Source organism: Streptomyces sp. NPDC088910 (assembly GCF_044749865.1).
In the GTDB taxonomy this organism is placed as follows: Bacteria; Actinomycetota; Actinomycetes; order Streptomycetales; family Streptomycetaceae; genus Actinacidiphila.
Genome location: NZ_JBIVIV010000003.1, coordinates 475,101 through 491,716, shown reverse-complemented (window position 1 = coordinate 491,716; position 16,616 = coordinate 475,101). Strand labels below are relative to the sequence as shown.

The window sequence follows — 16,616 nt, the reverse complement described above, 5'->3', positions numbered from 1 at the left end:
GTGACCGCGTTCCCCCGCGCTCACCCGCGCGAGGTGATCACGCCGCCGACGCGACGGCGGCGAAGCGCAACGCCACCTGACGCCATACGTCGGCCGCGGCCGCGTCGTCCCGCACGGCGGCGCGGTGCAGCTCGTCGCGGTCCACGCCGTGCCGCCGCAGGCGTTCGACGTTCCACCCGCGGATGCGGTCCGCCGTGGTCTCCGGGTGGAACTGGACGCCCCAGGCGTTCTCTCCGACCCGGAACGCCTGGTACGGGCAGCGCTCGCTCTCGGCCAGCCACCGCGCGCCGTCGGGGAGTTCGACGATGGCGTCCACATGGTTCTCGATCGCGGTGGGATGCTCGGGCAGCCCGGCGAACAGCGGGTCGTCCGCCGCCTCCTGACGCAGCGTCAAGGTCGTGCTGCCGAATTCGGGCCGCCCGTGCTCGCCGCGCACCGCGCCGCCCGCGACCTGTGCCAGCATCTGGCCGCCGAGGCAGATCCCGAACACCGGTGTGCCGGCCTCCAGCGCCTGCCGCACCAGCTCGCGCGTGGCCGCCAGCCACGGGGCCCGCTCGTCGTCGTCGGGCAGATAGCCGCCGCCGAGCACGATCAGGGGGCGCCGCCCCAGCCGCTCGGGCACCTTCTCGCCGTCGTACGCGGCGACCACGTCCACGCCGACGCCGCCCTCGCCGAGCCAGCCCTCCCATCGGCCGGGCCCTCCGGATGCCCCGTGCTGCACCACCAACGCCGCCGTCACGCCCGTACCTCCGCTCGCCCGCCCGTCGTCCGCACCCATGATCCCCCGCGCCCCGCTCCGGAGCCACCCTGCCCCCTGTGACCCCCGCCACCGCGGAAGGCCCCGCCGCCGTGGAAGACCGCGCCGCCGCGGAAGGCCCTGCCCCCAAGGAAGGCCCCGCCGCCAGGGAAGGCCCCGCCACCGCCCCGCCCCCGTCCCGGCCGCCGGAACCGGGACGGACGCCGGGACCCGAAGGGTCGGCGCGTTCAGAACAGCGTGTCGTGTTCATGTTCTTGACGCTCTTCCTGGGTGAGCGCAGACTTCGAGGCGTTTGCGTTCACCTCCTGAATTCGCCGGCAATGACGCCCCTTTGGAGAACGTATGCGCATGGCTCGTCTCGCGGTCGCAGCAGCCGCTGTCACCGCCCTCGCCGTACCGCTGGCGCTGGCAGGACCCGCGTCCGGCAGCACCGGGCCCGCCGGAGCCGGGCAGCGACCCTGGCTCAACTCCCGGCTCCCGCTGGAGAAACGGATCGACCTGCTGCTCGGGCAGATGACCAACACCGAGAAGGCCACGCTCATGACGGCGGTGGGGGTGCCGAGCGGGTCGCACGCCACCGGCTACATACCGGGCATCGACCGCCTCGGCATCCCCGGCACGCAGTTCACCGACGGCCCCGGCGGCGTACGCGACGGGCAGCCCGCCACCGCGCTGCCGTCCCCGGTCTCGCTGGCCGCGTCCTTCGACACCGAACTCGCCAGGCGGTACGGCACGGTGATGGGCTCGGAGGCCAAGTCCCGCGGCTACCAGGTCATCTACGGCCCCATGGTGAACATCGTGCGCACCCCGCTCGGCGGGCGCGACTTCGAGACCTTCGGCGAGGACCCGGCGCTGGCCGGTGACATCGGCGCGTCCGAGATCGACGGCATCCAGAAGCAGGGCGTCGCCGCGCAGGTCAAGCACTACGCGGGCAACAACCAGGAGAACGGCCGCACGACGACCAGCTCGAACATCGACGAGCGCACGCTGCACGAGATCTACCTGCCCGCCTTCGAGAAGGCCGTCAAGGACGCCCACGTCTGGTCCCTGATGTGCGCCTACAACAAGGTCAACGGCACCTACGCCTGCGAGAACGCGCAGATCCTGCGCGACATCCTGATCGACACCTGGAAGTACGACGGCGTCGTCGACACCGACTACCCGGCCAACCACAGCACCGTGGCCTCCGCGCTGGCCGGTCTCGACCAGGAGTTCAGCGGCACCACCTACTTCCAGCAGCTCCCGGCGGCCGTCGCGGCCGGCCAGGTGCCGCAGTCCGTCCTGGACGACGCGGCCCGCCGCATCCTGCGACTGGAGTTCCGCACCGGGCAGTTCGAGGCCAAGACCCCCACCACCGTCGACTACGAGGCCGACAGCGCCTTCGCGCGCAAGGCGGCCGAGGACGGCAGCGTCCTGCTGAAGAACAGCGGCAGCACCCTGCCGCTGGACACCAGGAAGCTGAAGTCCCTGGCCGTCATCGGCCCGAACGCCGAGACCGCGGTCACCGGCGGCGGAGGCAGCTCCGCGGTCACCCCGTACAAGAAGGTCGACCCGGTCTCGGGGCTGAAGGCCAGGCTGGGCAGCGGAGTCGACGTCACCTCGGTGAAGGCGGGCGGCGCCGGCGGCTTCCCGGCGATCCCGGCCTCCGCGCTCACCGGCCTCAAGGGCGAGTACTTCGCGAACAAGACGCTCTCCGGGACGCCCGCGGTCACCCGCGACGACCCGGACATCGACTTCGACTGGGTCCTCGGCTCCCCGGCCGACGGCATCCCCGTCGACAACTTCTCCGCCCGCTGGACCGGCACGGTCACCGCGCCCGCCACGGCCGCGTACACCTTCTCCGCGACCAGCGACGACGGCAGCCGGATCTACCTCGACGGACAGCTCATCGTCGACAACTGGTCCGACCACGCGGCCAGTACGGTCAAGAGCGCGCCCGTCCAGCTCACCGCGGGCGAGCCGCACAGCCTGCGCGTGGAGTACTACGACAGCGCCCAGAACGCCTCGGTGACCATCGGCTGGTCGGGGGCAGGACTGCCCGACCCGACCATCCAGGCCGCGGCCGACGCCGCCGCCAAGGCCGACGCGGCCGTCGTCGTGGTCGGCGACTCCTCCAGTGAGGGCTCCGACCGTACGACGCTGGCGCTCCCCGGCAACGAGGACGACCTGATCCGCGCGGTCGCCGCCGCCAACCCCCGTACCGTCGTGGTCGTCAGGGCCGGGGCGCCGGTGCTCATGCCGTGGCTCGCCGACGTCCCCGCCGTGCTCGACATGTGGTACCCGGGCCAGGAGGACGGCAACGCGCTGGCCGCGCTGCTCACCGGCGACGCCGAGCCCGGCGGCCGGCTGCCCGTCAGCTTCCCGAAGTCCGACACGCAGACCGCCGTCGCCGCCGCGCCAGGCCGCTACCCCGCGGTCAACGGCGTGTACGACTACAGCGAACGCCTGGACGTCGGCTACCGCTGGTACGACCAGCAGGGCCAGACCCCGCTCTTCCCGTTCGGATACGGCCTGTCGTACACCACCTTCAAGCAGTCCCGCCTCACGGTCGACCACGACCGGGTCGAGGCCACCGCCCGCGGCACCCAGCCGGTCCGGGTCTCGGTGGACGTCACCAACACCGGCCGCCGCACCGGCACCGACGTGGTGCAGCTCTACATCGGCTACCCGGCCGGGTCCGGCGAGCCGCCGAAAGCCCTGAAGACCTTCGCCAAGGTCCAGCTCAAGCCGGGCCGGACGAAGACCGTACGGCTGACCCTGTCCGCCGACGCGTTCCGGACGTGGGACGCCGACGCGCACGACTGGACGGTCCTCAAGGGCCGTTACCCGCTGTACGTCGGCCAGTCGTCCGCCGACACCCCGCTGACGTCCGCGGTGACGGTGAGCAGGACGGTCGGCGCGCAGTACACCGCGCTCGCCGTGCCCGCCACCGCCGACGCCGGTGCCTCGTACCCGGTGAAGCAGACCTTCACCAACACCGGCGACTCGACCGTGCGCGACCTCGCGCTGAGCCTGAAGGTCCCGGCCGGCTGGACGGCGACGCCCGCACCCGGCAAGGCCGTCGGCCGTACGGTCGCGCCGCACTCCTCGGTGAGCGCCACCTGGGTCGTCACGGCGCCCGCGAACGCGGTGCCGGGCGCGGCCACGCTGACGGGTAAGGCGACGTACGACCTCAGCGGCAGGCAGAGCAGGACCGCGGACGCCGCGACCACCGTCCCGTACGCGACGACGGCCGCCGCGTACAACAACAAGGGGATCAGCGCCGACAGCGATCCGAGTACCGGCACCCTCGACCCGGCCGGTTACAGCTTCTCCGCCACCCAACTGGCGGCGGTCGGCTACACGCCGGGCGCCACGGTGACCGCGGGCGGACTGCCGTACACCTGGCCGGACACGCAGCCGGGCCAGCCCGACAACGTGGCGGCGGCCGGGCAGGTGATCCGGTTGCGGGGCCAGGGCACCCGCCTGGGCCTGCTCGGCACGGGCATCAGCTCCACGCACGCCGGGACGCTCAAGGTGACCTACACCGACGGCACGAGCGCGGACCTCGCGGTCGTCCTGCCCGACTGGTACAGCAACGCGGCCAGCGGCAACAGCCAGTTGGCGGTCACCACGGCCAACTGGAACCGCCCGCCCGGTGACACGCTCGGCGACCACGCCGTCAGCCTGTACACCACGGGCGGCGCGCTCGACCCGGCCAAGACGGTCGCCACGGTGACGCTGCCGAACGACAGCGGCTTCCACGTGTTCGCCCTGTCGGTCGGCTGAGGCCGATACCGAGGCCGAGGCCGAATCCGAGGCCGAATCCGAGGCCGAGACCCGCGCACAGAGAGCCGCCGCCCGTCCCGGACTCCGGGGCGGGCGGCGGCGTGTGACGCTCACGGCGGAGACGTCAGCTCGCCTCGGACGCGTTCAGCGCGTCCAGCGCGCTCTGCTGGCAGCCGTAACCCGTCCCGGCCAGCGGCCCGTTCCAGTGCGGCCCGTACACGTCCAGCGCGTTGCGGTCGTTGGCGTGCGCCGCGTTCGCCTGCGTGCGCAGATAGCCGCTGTACGGGCGGTCGGAGAGCTGCTTGTTGAGGTCGCGCAGCCCCCGGACGTACGCGCCCTTGAACGACGCGCCGTCGTTGTCGCACGAGTCGCCCTCGCCCGGCTCGCGCAGCACCCCGCCGGAGTTGACCGCGGTGGACGTGGTCGAGGCGTTGCCGAGGATGCGCGCGGTGGTCAGCAGCCCGCTGTCGCCGGTCGCCTTGTACAGCTCGCTCAGACCGCCGAGGATCACGCCCTGGTTGTACGTCCACGTCGGCTGGCCGTTGTTGACGCAGGAGTCGTTGAGCCCGTCGTTGACCAGGTGCGAGGAGTTGATCATCCCGCTGCTCTGGAACCAGCTCCACTCGCTCCGCGCCCGCCCGAGATAGACGCTGTCACCGGAGATCCGGTTGTGGAGCGCGGCGTTGAGCTGGAGGTACAGCTCGTTGGTGATGGCGTTCTTGTACGCGTTCGTCTCGTTCCACTGCACTCCGCCGCCGCACTTGCTCGTCCAGTAGCCGAACATGTGGTCGGCGTCGGCGCGGGCGGTGTTCAGGTAGCGGCTGTCGCCGGTCAGGTCGTACGCGTCGACCCAGGCCAGGCCCCACCAGCCGGTGTCGTCCAGGTAGTCGTTCCTGAACTGGCCCTCGCGCGCGTTGACGTTGAGGTCGTAGGTGCGCGAGACCGCGTAGCCGTAGCTGGGCATGCCGCTGGTGCGGATGTTGTCGATCACCGAGGTGAGCGCGTTGGCCGCGGTCCACCAGCCGTTGCCGCCGAACAGCCCGGTGCCGCGGTCCCACTTCATCATCAGCGCGGTGGCGGCGGCCGTGCTCTGGCTCCAGGCGTTCCAGTTGGACCTGGCCCACTGGGTGCAGGCGATCTCGGGCCGGTCGCCCGCCTTGCCGCAGGCGCGCAGCGCGCCGACCCCGTTGGTGTTCCAGTCGTCCACGTTGTACATCAGCGTGCGCCAGCCGCTGTTGGCCGCGGGCGTGACGGTGTCGCCGAGCTTGCTGCCGTTCGTCCAGGTGGCGCCGCCGTCGAAGGACCGGTCGAGCCAGACCTCGTCGCCCGGACTGCCGTTGCCGATGGACGCCCAGCCCATGGCATCGTTGTCATCCACATGAAGTTGAATGCTGCGGGAGTAGATCGAGGCGCTGACGGGCACGCGCTCCGAGGGCGCGGCGGCCGGATCGCGCGCGTCGCAGTACGTGTTGCAGATCGCTGTCGCGGCCTGTGCCCTGAAGGTCGTGGGGACCAGACTCAGCAGCAGGCAGGACAGCACGAGGACGAGGACGCGCGAGGAACGCACGCGCGACGGACGGTGGGGGACCGCGTGGTGAGCGGACAGGTGCGCGGGCATGTGTGCGGGCATGGCTCCGCTTCCCGGCGGCTCGGACGCCGCCTGTGCGACGGATGGTGGGGGGTGACCGGGACCGGGGACCGGGCCGGGCCGCGGGGTCCGGCCAAGTGCCGTCCTCCGGGCCGTGGTCGAGACCAGAACACCCCTATGTCCTGCCCATGTCAAGATGGCCGCCCTGCGTCCCATGGGACGGATGTTCCCCGGAACGGACACATGTGCGGGATAGGCTTTCCGCGCGACGGCCGGAAACAGTCCCCCCAAGCCCAGCCCCGAAGGGGATCAGGAACTTGATACAGATAGATTCGGTGACCAAGCGATACCCCGACGGCACTGTGGCGGTCGACGAACTCTCCCTTGACATACCCGACGGCTCGATCACCGTACTGGTCGGACCCTCCGGCTGCGGCAAGACCACCACCTTGCGGATGATCAACCGGATGGTCGAGCCCAGCGGTGGCCGGATCCTGCTGGACGGCGCCGACATCCACGCGCAGCCGGTCAACGCGCTGCGCCGGTCGATGGGTTACGTGATCCAGAACGCCGGACTCTTCCAGCACCGCACCATCGTGGACAACATCGCGACCGTGCCGCGCATGCTGGGCTGGGACCGCAACCGGGCCAGGAAGCGCGCCAGGGACCTGATGGAACGCGTCGGCCTGGACGCCTCGATGGCCAAGCGCTACCCGTACCAGCTCTCCGGCGGCCAGCAGCAGCGCGTCGGCGTGGCCAGGGCGCTGGCCGCCGACCCGCCCGTCCTGCTGATGGACGAGCCCTTCTCCGCGGTCGACCCGATCGTCCGCAAGGGGCTCCAGGCCGAACTGCTGCGTATCCAGGCCGAGTTGGGCAAAACCATCGTCTTCGTCACGCACGACATCGACGAGGCCATCAAGCTCGGCGACATGGTCGCGGTGCTGCGGACCGGCGGGAAACTCGCCCAGTACGCGCCGCCGGACGAGCTGCTGACCGCCCCCGCCGACGCGTTCGTCGAGGACTTCCTCGGCACCGACCGCGGCATCCGCCGGCTGTCCTTCTTCACCTCGGCGGGACTCGAACTCACCACCGCGCCGATCATCGCCGTCGACTCGAGCTCCGCCCAGGTCGCCGAGCGCACCGCGGCGTCCGACGCCCCGTACCTCCTGGTCACCGACACCGACGGCAGGCCGATCGGCTGGACCGAGCCCGCCGCCGCGGCCAAGGGCGCCGACCGGCTGGACCGCGCCGATCTGCTGCCGCACGGGCGCCCGTTCGTCTTCGGCGAGGAGTCGCTGCGCGACGCGCTGGACTGCGCGGTGCTCTCGCCCACCGGCTGGGCGGTCGCCGTGGACGACACCGGGCGGGTGGTCGGCGTCACCTCGCAGACGACGATCGCCGAGGCCATCCGCGGCGCCCACGCGGAACGCGGCGCGGGCAGGGGCGCCGCGAAGACCGCCGCGTCCGGCGGGCACGGCGGGTCCGGCGCGAAGGCCGCGGACCCGGCCGACGCCGACCCGGAGACCGCTGCCAAGGCCGCCCGATGAGCGAGTACTTCACCATCCCCAGCGACCTCCAGCACTCCTATCTCGGCCTGATCGGCCTGCACTTGCGCGAGGCGCTGCTCCCGGTGCTCTTCGGCACGCTCATCGCGCTGCCGGTCGCCCAGCTCTGCGTCCGCTTCAAGTGGATCTACTCGCCCGTGCTGTGGGTCACGACCGTGCTGTACGCGATCCCGTCGCTCGCCTTCTTCGTCGTCCTCATCGACTACACCGGCGCGACCGAGACCACCGTGATGATCCCGCTGACCGTCTACAGCCTCGTGCTGCTGGTCCCGGCGATCGTGGACGGCGTCCGGTCGGTGCCCGAGGAGACGATGGCCGCCGCGACCGCCATGGGCCTCGGCCCCGGACGCCGTTATCTCCAGGTGCAGTTGCCCATCGCGGTGCCCGCGATCTTCGCCGGGCTGCGGGTCGCGGCCGTGTCCAGCATCAGCCTGGTCAGCGTCGGCGCCCTGATCGGCAACCAGGGAGCGCTCGGCAATCTGCTCACCGACGGCATGTTCTACCACCGCACACCGCTGGTGGTGACCTCCGTGGTCTCCATCGCCGTACTGGGCATGGCGGTCGACGGCGTACTCGTCCTGATCCGCATGCTGCTCACGCCGTGGATGCCGCGCGGCGGACAGGCCAGGCGCAAGGGCGTACCGCTGTCGGAACCGGCGGAGCCCGCCTCACGACCCGCGCCCACCGCGCCCACCCTGAAGGACGCCGCCCGATGAACGTCCTGCACTTCGTCAACGCCTTCTTCAGCGACGGCTCGCACTGGCACGGCGCCGACGGCATCCCGCACCGGCTGTTCGAGCACGTCCAGTACAGCCTCATGGCCCTCGCCATCGCCGCCGCCATCGGACTGCCGATCGGCATGTTCACCGGCCACACCGGACGCGGCGGGAACGCGCTGGCGGCCATCGCGACCGCCGCGCGGGCGCTGCCGAGCTTCGGCCTGCTGGTGCTGATCACCGTCTGGGTCGGCATCGGCCTGACCCCGGTGATGATCCCGCTGGTCGCGCTCGCGGTGCCGCCGATCCTGGTCACCACCTACGAGGCCGTGCGCACCGTCGACCCCTCGCCGGTCGACGCGGCCCGCGGCATGGGCATGAGCACCACGAGCGTGCTCTTCCAGGTCGAACTGCCGGTCGCGCTCCCGCTGATCCTCAGCGGCCTGCGCTCCGCGGCGATCCAGGTGGTCTCCACCGCGTCGATCGCCGCGTACGTCAGCTTCGGCGGTGTCGGCCGCTACATCATCGACGGCCTCTACCAGCGCAACTACGAGAAGGTCGTCGGCGGGGCGACCCTCGTGGCGGGCCTCGCCCTCACCACGATCGGCCTGTTCTGGCTGGTCAACCGGCTCGTGGTGTCCCCGGGAGTGCGCCGCGGCGGCTGACCGCCGGGCAGCGCGAAGGAGCAGGGGGAAGCCACGCGGGAGCGGTGGGGGAACGGTCGGGGGCCGTACGGCAACGGCCCCCGCTCAGCCCTCCGCGCGCGCCAGCGCCAGCTCCAGGACGACCAGCAGCGCGTCCCGTACCGAACCGCGCTCGCGCGCGTCGAAGGTGAACACCGGCACCTGCTCGGCGATGTCCAGCGCCCAGCGCACCTCGTCCATGGCGTGCTCGACGTGCCCGTCGAAAGCGTTGACGGCGACGGCGAACGGGATCGCCTTGTGCTCGAAGTAGTCGACGGCGGCGTAGCAGTCGTCGAGCCGCCGGGTGTCGACGATGACGAGCCCGCCGAGCGCGCCCTCCACCAGGTCGTCCCACATGAAGCCGAAACGGTCCTGCCCCGGCGTGCCGAACAGGTACAGCTTCAGCGACGCGTCGATCGTGATGCAGCCGAAGTCCATGGCGACCGTGGTGGTCGTCTTGTGCGGCGTGTGGCTGAGGTCGTCCACGCCCGCGGCGACCTCGGTGATGGCCGCCTCCGTGGTCAGCGGCCTGATCTCGGAGATCGACCCGACGGTGGTGGTCTTGCCGACACCGAAGCCGCCCGCGATCACCATCTTCACCGGCAGCGGCGGCCGGACGGCGGTCGGCAGCCCTGAGTCGGTCCTGCGGGCGGCCCGGCCCGCCGGTTCACTCGGTGTCACGTAATGCCCCCCTGGAGTCGGGGATGGTGCGGAGCCCATCGATAACCCTTCGCAGTACGGAGATGTCCTGGGCGATGTCGGAGCTGGGAACGTAGACCGACAGATGGCCGCCGGACTGGAGGTCCTCGGCCAGCACGCGGACCACGTTCAGGTGCAGGCGGAGCTTGGCCGCGATCTCCGCCAGCGACTGCGGCACGCGGCAGAGCGCGACGATGTCGTGCTCCTCGAAGGAGAGCCCGTCGAGCGCCCCGACACCGGCCGCGGTCGTCACCACCTGGGTCTCGACCGGGATCGGCGGTCCCGACCTGGTGCCGGCCACCCGGCCCGCGGTGACCAGGAACGGCCGTACCGCGGGTGCCCGGCCGACCGGGTCGTCGGCGGAGCCCGTACGGGACCCCTCGCCGACTGGCGTGTCACCGGCCGCCATGTGCCTGCCTCCTCCTTCTGCTCTCCTCGCTTTTCGCTAGTCCCAGGACCGGCCGCGCGGGGACGGAACGGCGACGCTGTTCTTGAGTTCGAGGACGAGCTGCGGGCTGAGGGCGGCGCCCGCGCGGTTGGCGAAGACCGTCATCTCGTAGGCGATGTTGCCGAGCTTGGCTTCCTTGGAGGTGACGACGCCGAGCACCGCGCCGCTGCCGATCGCGGAGACCAGCACATGGCCGTCCTCCAGATCGATGATCACCTTGTTGAGGCCGCCGAGACCGTAGTTGCCCGCCGCGCCCGCCGCCAGGCTCGTGATGCCGGAGACGATGGCCGCCAGCCGCTCGGAGTCGGCCGCGTCGCGCAGTTGCGAGACGGCGATGAGCAGGCCGTCCGAGGATACGGCGATGGCGTCTACCACGCCCGCGGTCTCGGTGGCGAAACGGTTCAGCAGCCAGGTGAAGTCGGCTGCGGCGGCGCGCAGATCGGCGGGCGGGTCCTGTCCGGCCGGGGTCCCACCTGTCGGCGATGTCACTGGTCCGCTCCTTCCGGAAGCCCTGCTTGGCTGTTCGTCGTACCGGGTGCCGTGCCGCTCGCGACGTCACGGTTGGCCCGCTCCACTGCGGCCTCGAACTCGTCGAGTTCCGAGCGGACTTCTTCTGCGTCTGTCTGACGGGGGGCCCGGCGCGCGGCCGCGCGTCCCGCGTCGGTCAGTGTGGTGGCGAGCGTGGCACCGCGCACCCGGCGGCGCAGCGGACGGGCGCCGCCGTCCTCGCCGTCGCTCGGGGGCCGGTCCTGCTCGGAGTGGGGGGCGGTGGGTCCGCCCGCCGCGGGCGCCGGGGCGGCCGGGGTCTCCTCGGCCGCCTGGCGCTGCGGGACGCGGCGGGGGAGCGGGGTCAGGCCGTCGCGGCCGTCGCCCGGTCCGCCGGGGCCGCCGGGTTCGCCCGGTCCGGCTGATCCTGATCCGTCGCGTCCGTCGTCGCGTCCTGCCGCCGGTTCCGGCGCGCGCGGCGCGGGCACCGGGGCGGGGCCCGCGGGTGTCGTGGGTGTCGTGGGGGAGCCTGCCGCGGGCGTACCGGCCCACGACGGCGCGGTACGGCGTTCGGGCAGCGCGACCGTCTCCTCGGCCTCGACGTGGCGGGGAGCCGCGACGGCCTCCCGCGCGCCGCCGACGGCCTTGGCGGCCGGAGCCGCCCCCTCGGCGACGGGCTCCGCGAACGGGCTCATGAGCAGCAGCAGCGTCGCCGGGATCGTCACCCGGCTGGTGACACCGCCGCCGGGCGTCCGCGTCAGCGTGACCCGTATGCCCCAGCGCCGGGCCAGGCTGCCGACCACGAACAGGCCGAGCACCTTCGTCGGCACCAGGTCGAGGCGCTCGCGGCGGATCAGCCGGGCGTTCTCCTCCGCCAGCCGCTCCGCGCTCATGCCCAGGCCGTGGTCGGTGATCTCGATCAGCGCGCCCTCGGCGCCGTCGCGCACCGACACCTCGACGGGGCTGCGGGCCGGGGAGAACGCCACGGCGTTCTCCAGGAGTTCGGCCAGCATCAGCGTCAGGTCGGCGATGATGTCGGGCGCGACCGTGACGTCGGTGTCCGCGAGCAGCGAGACCCGCTGGTAGCCCTCGATCTGGCCGAGCGCGGCGCGTACGACGTTGGTCAGCGCGGTGGGGCTGGCGTCCAGGCCCGCCTCGCGGATACCGGCGAGCAGCATCAGGCTGTCGGCGTTGCGCTGGAGGCGTACGGCCAGGTGGTCGATCCGGTACAGCCGGTCGAGCAGCGCGGGGTCGGTCTCGCCGCGCTCCAGGGCGTCGATCAGGGTGAGTTGACGGGCCGTCAGGTTACTGACGCGGCGGCCGACGTTGCCGAACATCTCGGCCACGTTGCGGCGGCTGAGCACCTGGCGTTCCAGCAGCGCCGCCGCGGTGGACTGCACGCGGTTGAACGCCTCGGCCAGGTCGCCGATCTCGTCGTGCGCGGTGACCGGCACCTCCTGGAGGCGCGGCGCCCCGGCGAAGTCCGCGTCGTCGTCGGCGACCCGGGCCAGTTCCTGCCCGGCCACCTCGGCGACCTCCGTCGCGGCCCCGGTCAGCACCTGCACCGGCCGGATCACCGAGCGGCGTACGGCCACGGAGAAGGCCAGCCACAGCACGAACGCCAGCAGCGCGCCGCCGAGCAGCCACGCGGCCCGCCACCAGGCGTCGTCGGACGCCCGGTCGGCGCGGTGCGCGATCTGGTCGATCAGCGAGCCGGTGATCTTCAGCCGGGTCTGCGCCTGCTTCTGGTAGTCCGGGTAGGACTTGAGGGCCTTGGTGAAGGCCGCCCGCACCTGCGCGGGGCCGCTGGCCTCCAGCGCGCTCGGGTCGATCTGGAGGCCCGCGTACTGGAGCGCGATGCCGTTCCAGACCGGGTTCATCTCGATCCCGGCCAGCTCCGTGCGCTGCGCGTCGCTGGCGAACCGCCCGAAGCGGCTGGCCTGGGAGACGTAGAGCTGCTGGTAGCCGACCGCGTTGTTGAACTCGATCAGCGCGTTGGTGTCACCGGTCTGCGCGGAGAAGACGCTGGTCTCGAAGGAGGCGTGCGCGGCCTCCGCGCGCAGCAGCGAGTCCAGCATGCTGCCGGTGCGCGTCGAGCTGAGGTTCTTGTTCAGATCGAGGCCGAGGCCGTCGATCAGGCCGTCCACGGTCGCGGTGTACGCCGGGTCGATGTTGTCCGCGGGCAGATAGCTCTGCTCGATGGTGCTCCGCAGGCTGCCGAGGCCGTTGATCTCCTTGAGGACCTGGGCCTCCGCGGCGGGCAGCCGCGATCCGAAGGTGGCGCGTACGTTCTCCACCTGCGCGTCCACGGCGGTGCGCGCCTGCCGGTAGGCGACCAGCGACGGGCGCTTGCCCGAGGTGGCCGATTCGTAGCGCACGGACAGCAGCAGAGCCTGCTGGTGCTCGGTCTCGACCAGGTCGACGAGTTCGGCGACCTGGCGGCTGTCGCGGACGAGCTGCGCGGCCGAGGCCGCGTCCTGGGCCTGGCCGACGAGGCCGGTGATCACGTAGGCGAGCAGCATCGCGACCACGACAAGCGGAACGCCGACGAGGACGTTGAGCTTGCGCCGGAACGGCCAGCGGTCGGCGAAGTTCCGTACCCCGCCCCTGACGTGTGGCTCCGGGTCAGGACGTGCCGACCCGTCCACCTCGTGCACGGACACCAAGCCTCCTCCGGAACCGCTTACCGGCTCGCCGACAACCGGACACGACGACAGTGGCGCATAATGAACGCTTCTGTACGTAACCGGAATGAAGTGACCGGATACTCCCCGCGGTTGTCCGAGCACCTGACCAACGTCGGGGAGACTACCTCCTCTTGACCACGACTACCTGACCACACCATCAATAATTTGTTACGGACACGACCGTACGGAACGGGAATCACCGACCAATCCACCGGTGTTCAGACATCGATGCCGATCGGTGATCAGGCTGCTCTTGACTGACGCGGAAGCGGCTGGATTGGATCGCTGGGTAGCACTCGCAACCGCACGTGTGTGCGTACTCGACGTACGTCCGCGTGTGTGGGTGCGCCTACGCCACGAGTACGCCCGATCAGAGACCGAAACTCCCCGAGCCCGGAAGCGGAAATCGTGACCTCTCACGTGAAGAGCACCTGGTCCAGCCCGAGCCACATACGCCGCCTCGCGGCGGTCGCCGTCGTCGCCGCCGTCGCGGCGCCCCTGCTCGCGGGTTGTGGTGACTCCGGCTCCGACAAGGCCAAGGACCCGCTGGCCGGGTCGAAGGCGAGCGGCGACACCGTGGTCGTCGGCTCCAACAACTTCCCCGAGAGCATCCTCATCGCCGACATCTACGGCGAGGCCCTGAAGGCCAAGGGGATCAAGGTCAGCTACAAGCCGAACATCGGCAGCCGGGAGACCACCTACGGCCTGCTGAAGAACGGTTCGCTGACCGTACTGCCGGAGTTCAACGGCGCACTTCTGGCATACCTGGACGCCAAGGCCACGCCCAAGACGGCCCAGGCCACCAACGAGGCGGCACTCGCCAAGCTCGACCCGAAGCTGACGCTGCTCGACATGGCACCGGCCGAGGACAAGGACTCCCTGACGGTCAACGCGGCCACCGCGGCGAAGTACAAGCTGACCGAGAAGTCCACCATCGCGGACCTGGCGAAGTACGGCTCCGAGATCACCATCGGCGCCTCGCCCGAGTTCCAGACCCGGCAGCAGGGCCTGGTCGGCCTGAAGTCGGTCTACAACCTCACGCCGAAGTCGTTCAAGGCGCTCGACGCGGGCGGTCCGCTGACCGCGGCGGCGCTGAAGAACAACAATGTGCAGGCCGCCGACGTCTTCACCACGGACCCGACCATCGAGAAGGAGAAGTTCGTCGTCCTCCAGGACCCGGAGAACCTCTTCGGCTTCGAGAACGTGATCCCGCTGGTCTACAAGAGCGGTCTGTCCAAGGAGGGCGTCGCCGCGCTCAACGCGGTGTCGGCGAAGCTCGACACGGCGGCCCTGCTCAGCCTGGACACCCAGGTGCAGAGCGACAACAAGGACCCGCTGGAGGTCGCCAAGACCTGGCTGACCTCCGTCGGCCTCGGCTGACCGCGGCAGCGGGACCGATACAGCGCAGTGGGTACAGCCTCTGATTCCGAGACGCCGACGCACCGCACGACGGCACCCTCCGCCGAGGAGGGGGCCTTCGTGGTGCTCGACGGCGCCGGCCTGGACGCCGACGCCGTGACGCGGATCGCGGACCGGACGGCCGTACCCACCGTGCCGCCCGAGGCGCTGGCCCGCGCGGACCGCTCCTGGCGGGCCGCGCGGCAGGCCGCCGCCGCGGGCCGGATGTACGGGCGGCACACCGGCGTCGGCGCGAACCGGCTCGTGCCGGTCAGCGACGAGGACCAGGCGGGACAGGACCTGCGGCTGCTGCGCAGCCACGCGGGCGGGGTCGGGGCGCTGCTCCCGGCCCGCCAGGTGCGTGCCGCGCTCGCCGTCCGCGCCAACCAGGCGCTGGCGGGCGGCTCCGCGCTCCAACCGGCCGTCGTGCAGGCCCTGGTGGAGGCGCTGCGGCTCGGTGTGCACCCGGCGGTCAGCGAGTACGGGGCCGTCGGCACCGGGGATCTGACGGCGCTCGCCGAGACCGGTCTCGCGCTGATCGGCGAACGGCCGTGGCTGCACGAGGACTTGGGGCGGCAGCCGGATCCCGCGGACGCCTTCCGCGAGGGGCCGTGGCCGTTGCCGTCGCCGCAGTCCTCGCCGTCGCCGTCGTTCTCGCCGCAGTCCACGCCGTCGTCCTCGCGGGCACCTTCGCCGTCGCCTTCGCCGTCATCCGGTCCGTCGCCCGACGGTGAAGTGCCGCCGTCCGCCGGTGGGTTGGACCCGGCCGCCGCGCTCGACCCGGCCGTCGCGCTCGACCCGGCCGCGGTGCCCGCGCCCTTCCCCGGCCGCGTCACCCTCCAGCAGGGCGACGCGCTCGCGCTGATGAGCAGCAGCGCCTTCACCCTCGGGCAGGCCGCGCTGGTCTGCCACGACCTGGACATCCTGCTGCGCGCCTCGCACGCCGTGACGGCCCTCTCGCTCGCCGCCGTCTCCGGCTCGCTCGAGGCGTACGCGGCGCCCGCCCTCGCCATCCGCCCCTATCCGGGCGCGCTGCACGCCGGGGCCGAGGTCCGCAGACTGCTCGGCGTCCCCGACCGGCCGCGCGCCACCGGCCGCCGCATCCAGGACCCGTACGGCTTCCGGGCCTTCCCGCAGGTGCACGGCCCGGCGCTGGAGGCGGCCTGGGCACTGCGCCGGATTCTGGACGTCGAGGTCAACTGCCCCTCGGAGAACCCGCTGATCGGCGAGGAGGGACCGGACGGCGGGCCGGTCGCGTACCACCACGGCGGTTTCATGGCCACGCCCGTCGGGCTCGCGCTCGACCACCTCTGCCTCGCCGTACTTCAGACCGCGCAGCTGTCCGCCGCGCGGCTGACCGCCTTCGGCGACCCCGAGATCACCGGCCTGCGCTCCTACCTCGCCGGGGGCTCGGCGGCCAGCTCGGGCATGATGATCCTGGAGTACAGCGCCAATTCCGCCCTCGCGGAGATACGCGCCAGCGCCGTACCGGCCTCGGCCGGGCACGCGGTGCTCTCGCGCGGGGTCGAGGAGGCCGCGAGCTTCGCCTCCCAGGCCACCCGGCAGGCGCTGCGCGCCGTGGACGCCTACCGGCTCGTGCTCGCCTGCGAACTCGTCGCCGCCGTACGGGCGTTGCGGCTGCACCCGGCGCTTCCCGCGCTGTCGGCGGGCGCCGGTACGCACGCGCCGGTCTTCGCCGTCCTGGACTCCGCGCTGCCGACGGCCACCGAGGACCGGGCGCTGACCCCCGACGTGTCGCTCGCGGTGGACCTGCTGCCGGAGCTGGCGGCGCTCTGACATCCGCCGCCGGGACCCGCGGAA

At 71.9% G+C, this 16,616-nt stretch carries 12 protein-coding genes; 6 read left to right on the top strand and 6 right to left on the bottom strand.

The window, feature by feature from the left end; genetic code table 11:
* Nucleotides 1–37 precede the first annotated feature (37 nt).
* A complete protein-coding gene (locus ACIP4Z_RS10415) occupies nucleotides 38–778 on the bottom strand; it encodes a type 1 glutamine amidotransferase (protein WP_355344363.1) in 741 nt (246 codons plus the stop codon).
* Nucleotides 779–1,105: 327 nt separating this feature from the next.
* Here ACIP4Z_RS10415 and ACIP4Z_RS10410 point away from each other — a divergent pair, with 327 nt between their 5' ends.
* The gene (locus ACIP4Z_RS10410) at nucleotides 1,106–4,525 is read left to right on the top strand and encodes a glycoside hydrolase family 3 C-terminal domain-containing protein (protein ID WP_401306397.1); all 3,420 of its coding nucleotides are present in this window, start codon (nucleotides 1,106–1,108) and stop codon (nucleotides 4,523–4,525) included.
* A 124-nt stretch (nucleotides 4,526–4,649) separates the two neighbouring features.
* Here ACIP4Z_RS10410 and ACIP4Z_RS10405 read toward each other — a convergent pair whose 3' ends face one another.
* Complete coding sequence (locus tag ACIP4Z_RS10405; RefSeq protein ID WP_401306594.1) at nucleotides 4,650–6,143, bottom strand: glycoside hydrolase family 76 protein; 1,494 nt, start codon at nucleotides 6,141–6,143, stop codon at nucleotides 4,650–4,652.
* A gap of 287 nt (nucleotides 6,144–6,430) precedes the next feature.
* On the opposite strand from ACIP4Z_RS10405, the gene ACIP4Z_RS10400 reads away from it, so the two are divergent.
* From ACIP4Z_RS10400 to ACIP4Z_RS10390, 3 genes are read left to right on the top strand one after another with little or no spacing between them, the layout of a single operon-like run.
* On the top strand, nucleotides 6,431–7,660 hold the full coding sequence (locus ACIP4Z_RS10400) for an ABC transporter ATP-binding protein (protein ID WP_355344357.1): 1,230 nt from the start codon (nucleotides 6,431–6,433) through the stop codon (nucleotides 7,658–7,660).
* Complete coding sequence (locus ACIP4Z_RS10395) at nucleotides 7,657–8,394, top strand: ABC transporter permease (RefSeq protein WP_355344354.1); 738 nt, start codon at nucleotides 7,657–7,659, stop codon at nucleotides 8,392–8,394. Before ACIP4Z_RS10400 ends, ACIP4Z_RS10395 begins: the two co-directional genes overlap by 4 nt.
* The gene (locus tag ACIP4Z_RS10390) at nucleotides 8,391–9,059 is read left to right on the top strand and encodes an ABC transporter permease (protein ID WP_355344351.1); all 669 of its coding nucleotides are present in this window, start codon (nucleotides 8,391–8,393) and stop codon (nucleotides 9,057–9,059) included. Before ACIP4Z_RS10395 ends, ACIP4Z_RS10390 begins: the two co-directional genes overlap by 4 nt.
* Nucleotides 9,060–9,143: 84 nt before the next feature.
* Here ACIP4Z_RS10390 and ACIP4Z_RS10385 read toward each other — a convergent pair whose 3' ends face one another.
* The 4 genes from ACIP4Z_RS10385 to ACIP4Z_RS10370 are packed head-to-tail and all read right to left on the bottom strand — an operon-like array spanning nucleotide 9,144 to nucleotide 13,373.
* Nucleotides 9,144–9,758 carry an ATP/GTP-binding protein gene (locus tag ACIP4Z_RS10385; protein WP_355344348.1) on the bottom strand — a complete coding sequence of 205 codons (615 nt, stop codon included), beginning with the start codon at nucleotides 9,756–9,758 and terminating at the stop codon, nucleotides 9,144–9,146.
* Nucleotides 9,745–10,185, bottom strand: a complete 441-nt coding sequence (locus ACIP4Z_RS10380; RefSeq protein WP_188280651.1) for a DUF742 domain-containing protein — start codon at nucleotides 10,183–10,185, stop codon at nucleotides 9,745–9,747. The genes ACIP4Z_RS10385 and ACIP4Z_RS10380 overlap by 14 nt, the downstream gene beginning before the upstream one ends.
* Nucleotides 10,186–10,221: 36 nt before the next feature.
* Nucleotides 10,222–10,713 (bottom strand): roadblock/LC7 domain-containing protein, encoded by a 492-nt coding sequence (locus tag ACIP4Z_RS10375; RefSeq protein ID WP_355344344.1) that lies wholly within the window; start codon nucleotides 10,711–10,713, stop codon nucleotides 10,222–10,224.
* On the bottom strand, nucleotides 10,710–13,373 hold the full coding sequence (locus tag ACIP4Z_RS10370) for an ATP-binding protein (RefSeq protein WP_401306391.1): 2,664 nt from the start codon (nucleotides 13,371–13,373) through the stop codon (nucleotides 10,710–10,712). Before ACIP4Z_RS10370 ends, ACIP4Z_RS10375 begins: the two co-directional genes overlap by 4 nt.
* Before the next feature lie 432 nt (nucleotides 13,374–13,805).
* On the opposite strand from ACIP4Z_RS10370, the gene ACIP4Z_RS10365 reads away from it, so the two are divergent.
* Nucleotides 13,806–14,777, top strand: coding sequence for a glycine betaine ABC transporter substrate-binding protein (locus tag ACIP4Z_RS10365; RefSeq protein WP_391044472.1), 972 nt, complete (start codon nucleotides 13,806–13,808; stop codon nucleotides 14,775–14,777).
* 99 nt (nucleotides 14,778–14,876) lie between these two features.
* Nucleotides 14,877–16,592 carry an aromatic amino acid ammonia-lyase gene (locus tag ACIP4Z_RS10360; protein WP_401306387.1) on the top strand — a complete coding sequence of 572 codons (1,716 nt, stop codon included), beginning with the start codon at nucleotides 14,877–14,879 and terminating at the stop codon, nucleotides 16,590–16,592.
* The last annotated feature ends 24 nt before the right edge of the window (nucleotides 16,593–16,616 follow it).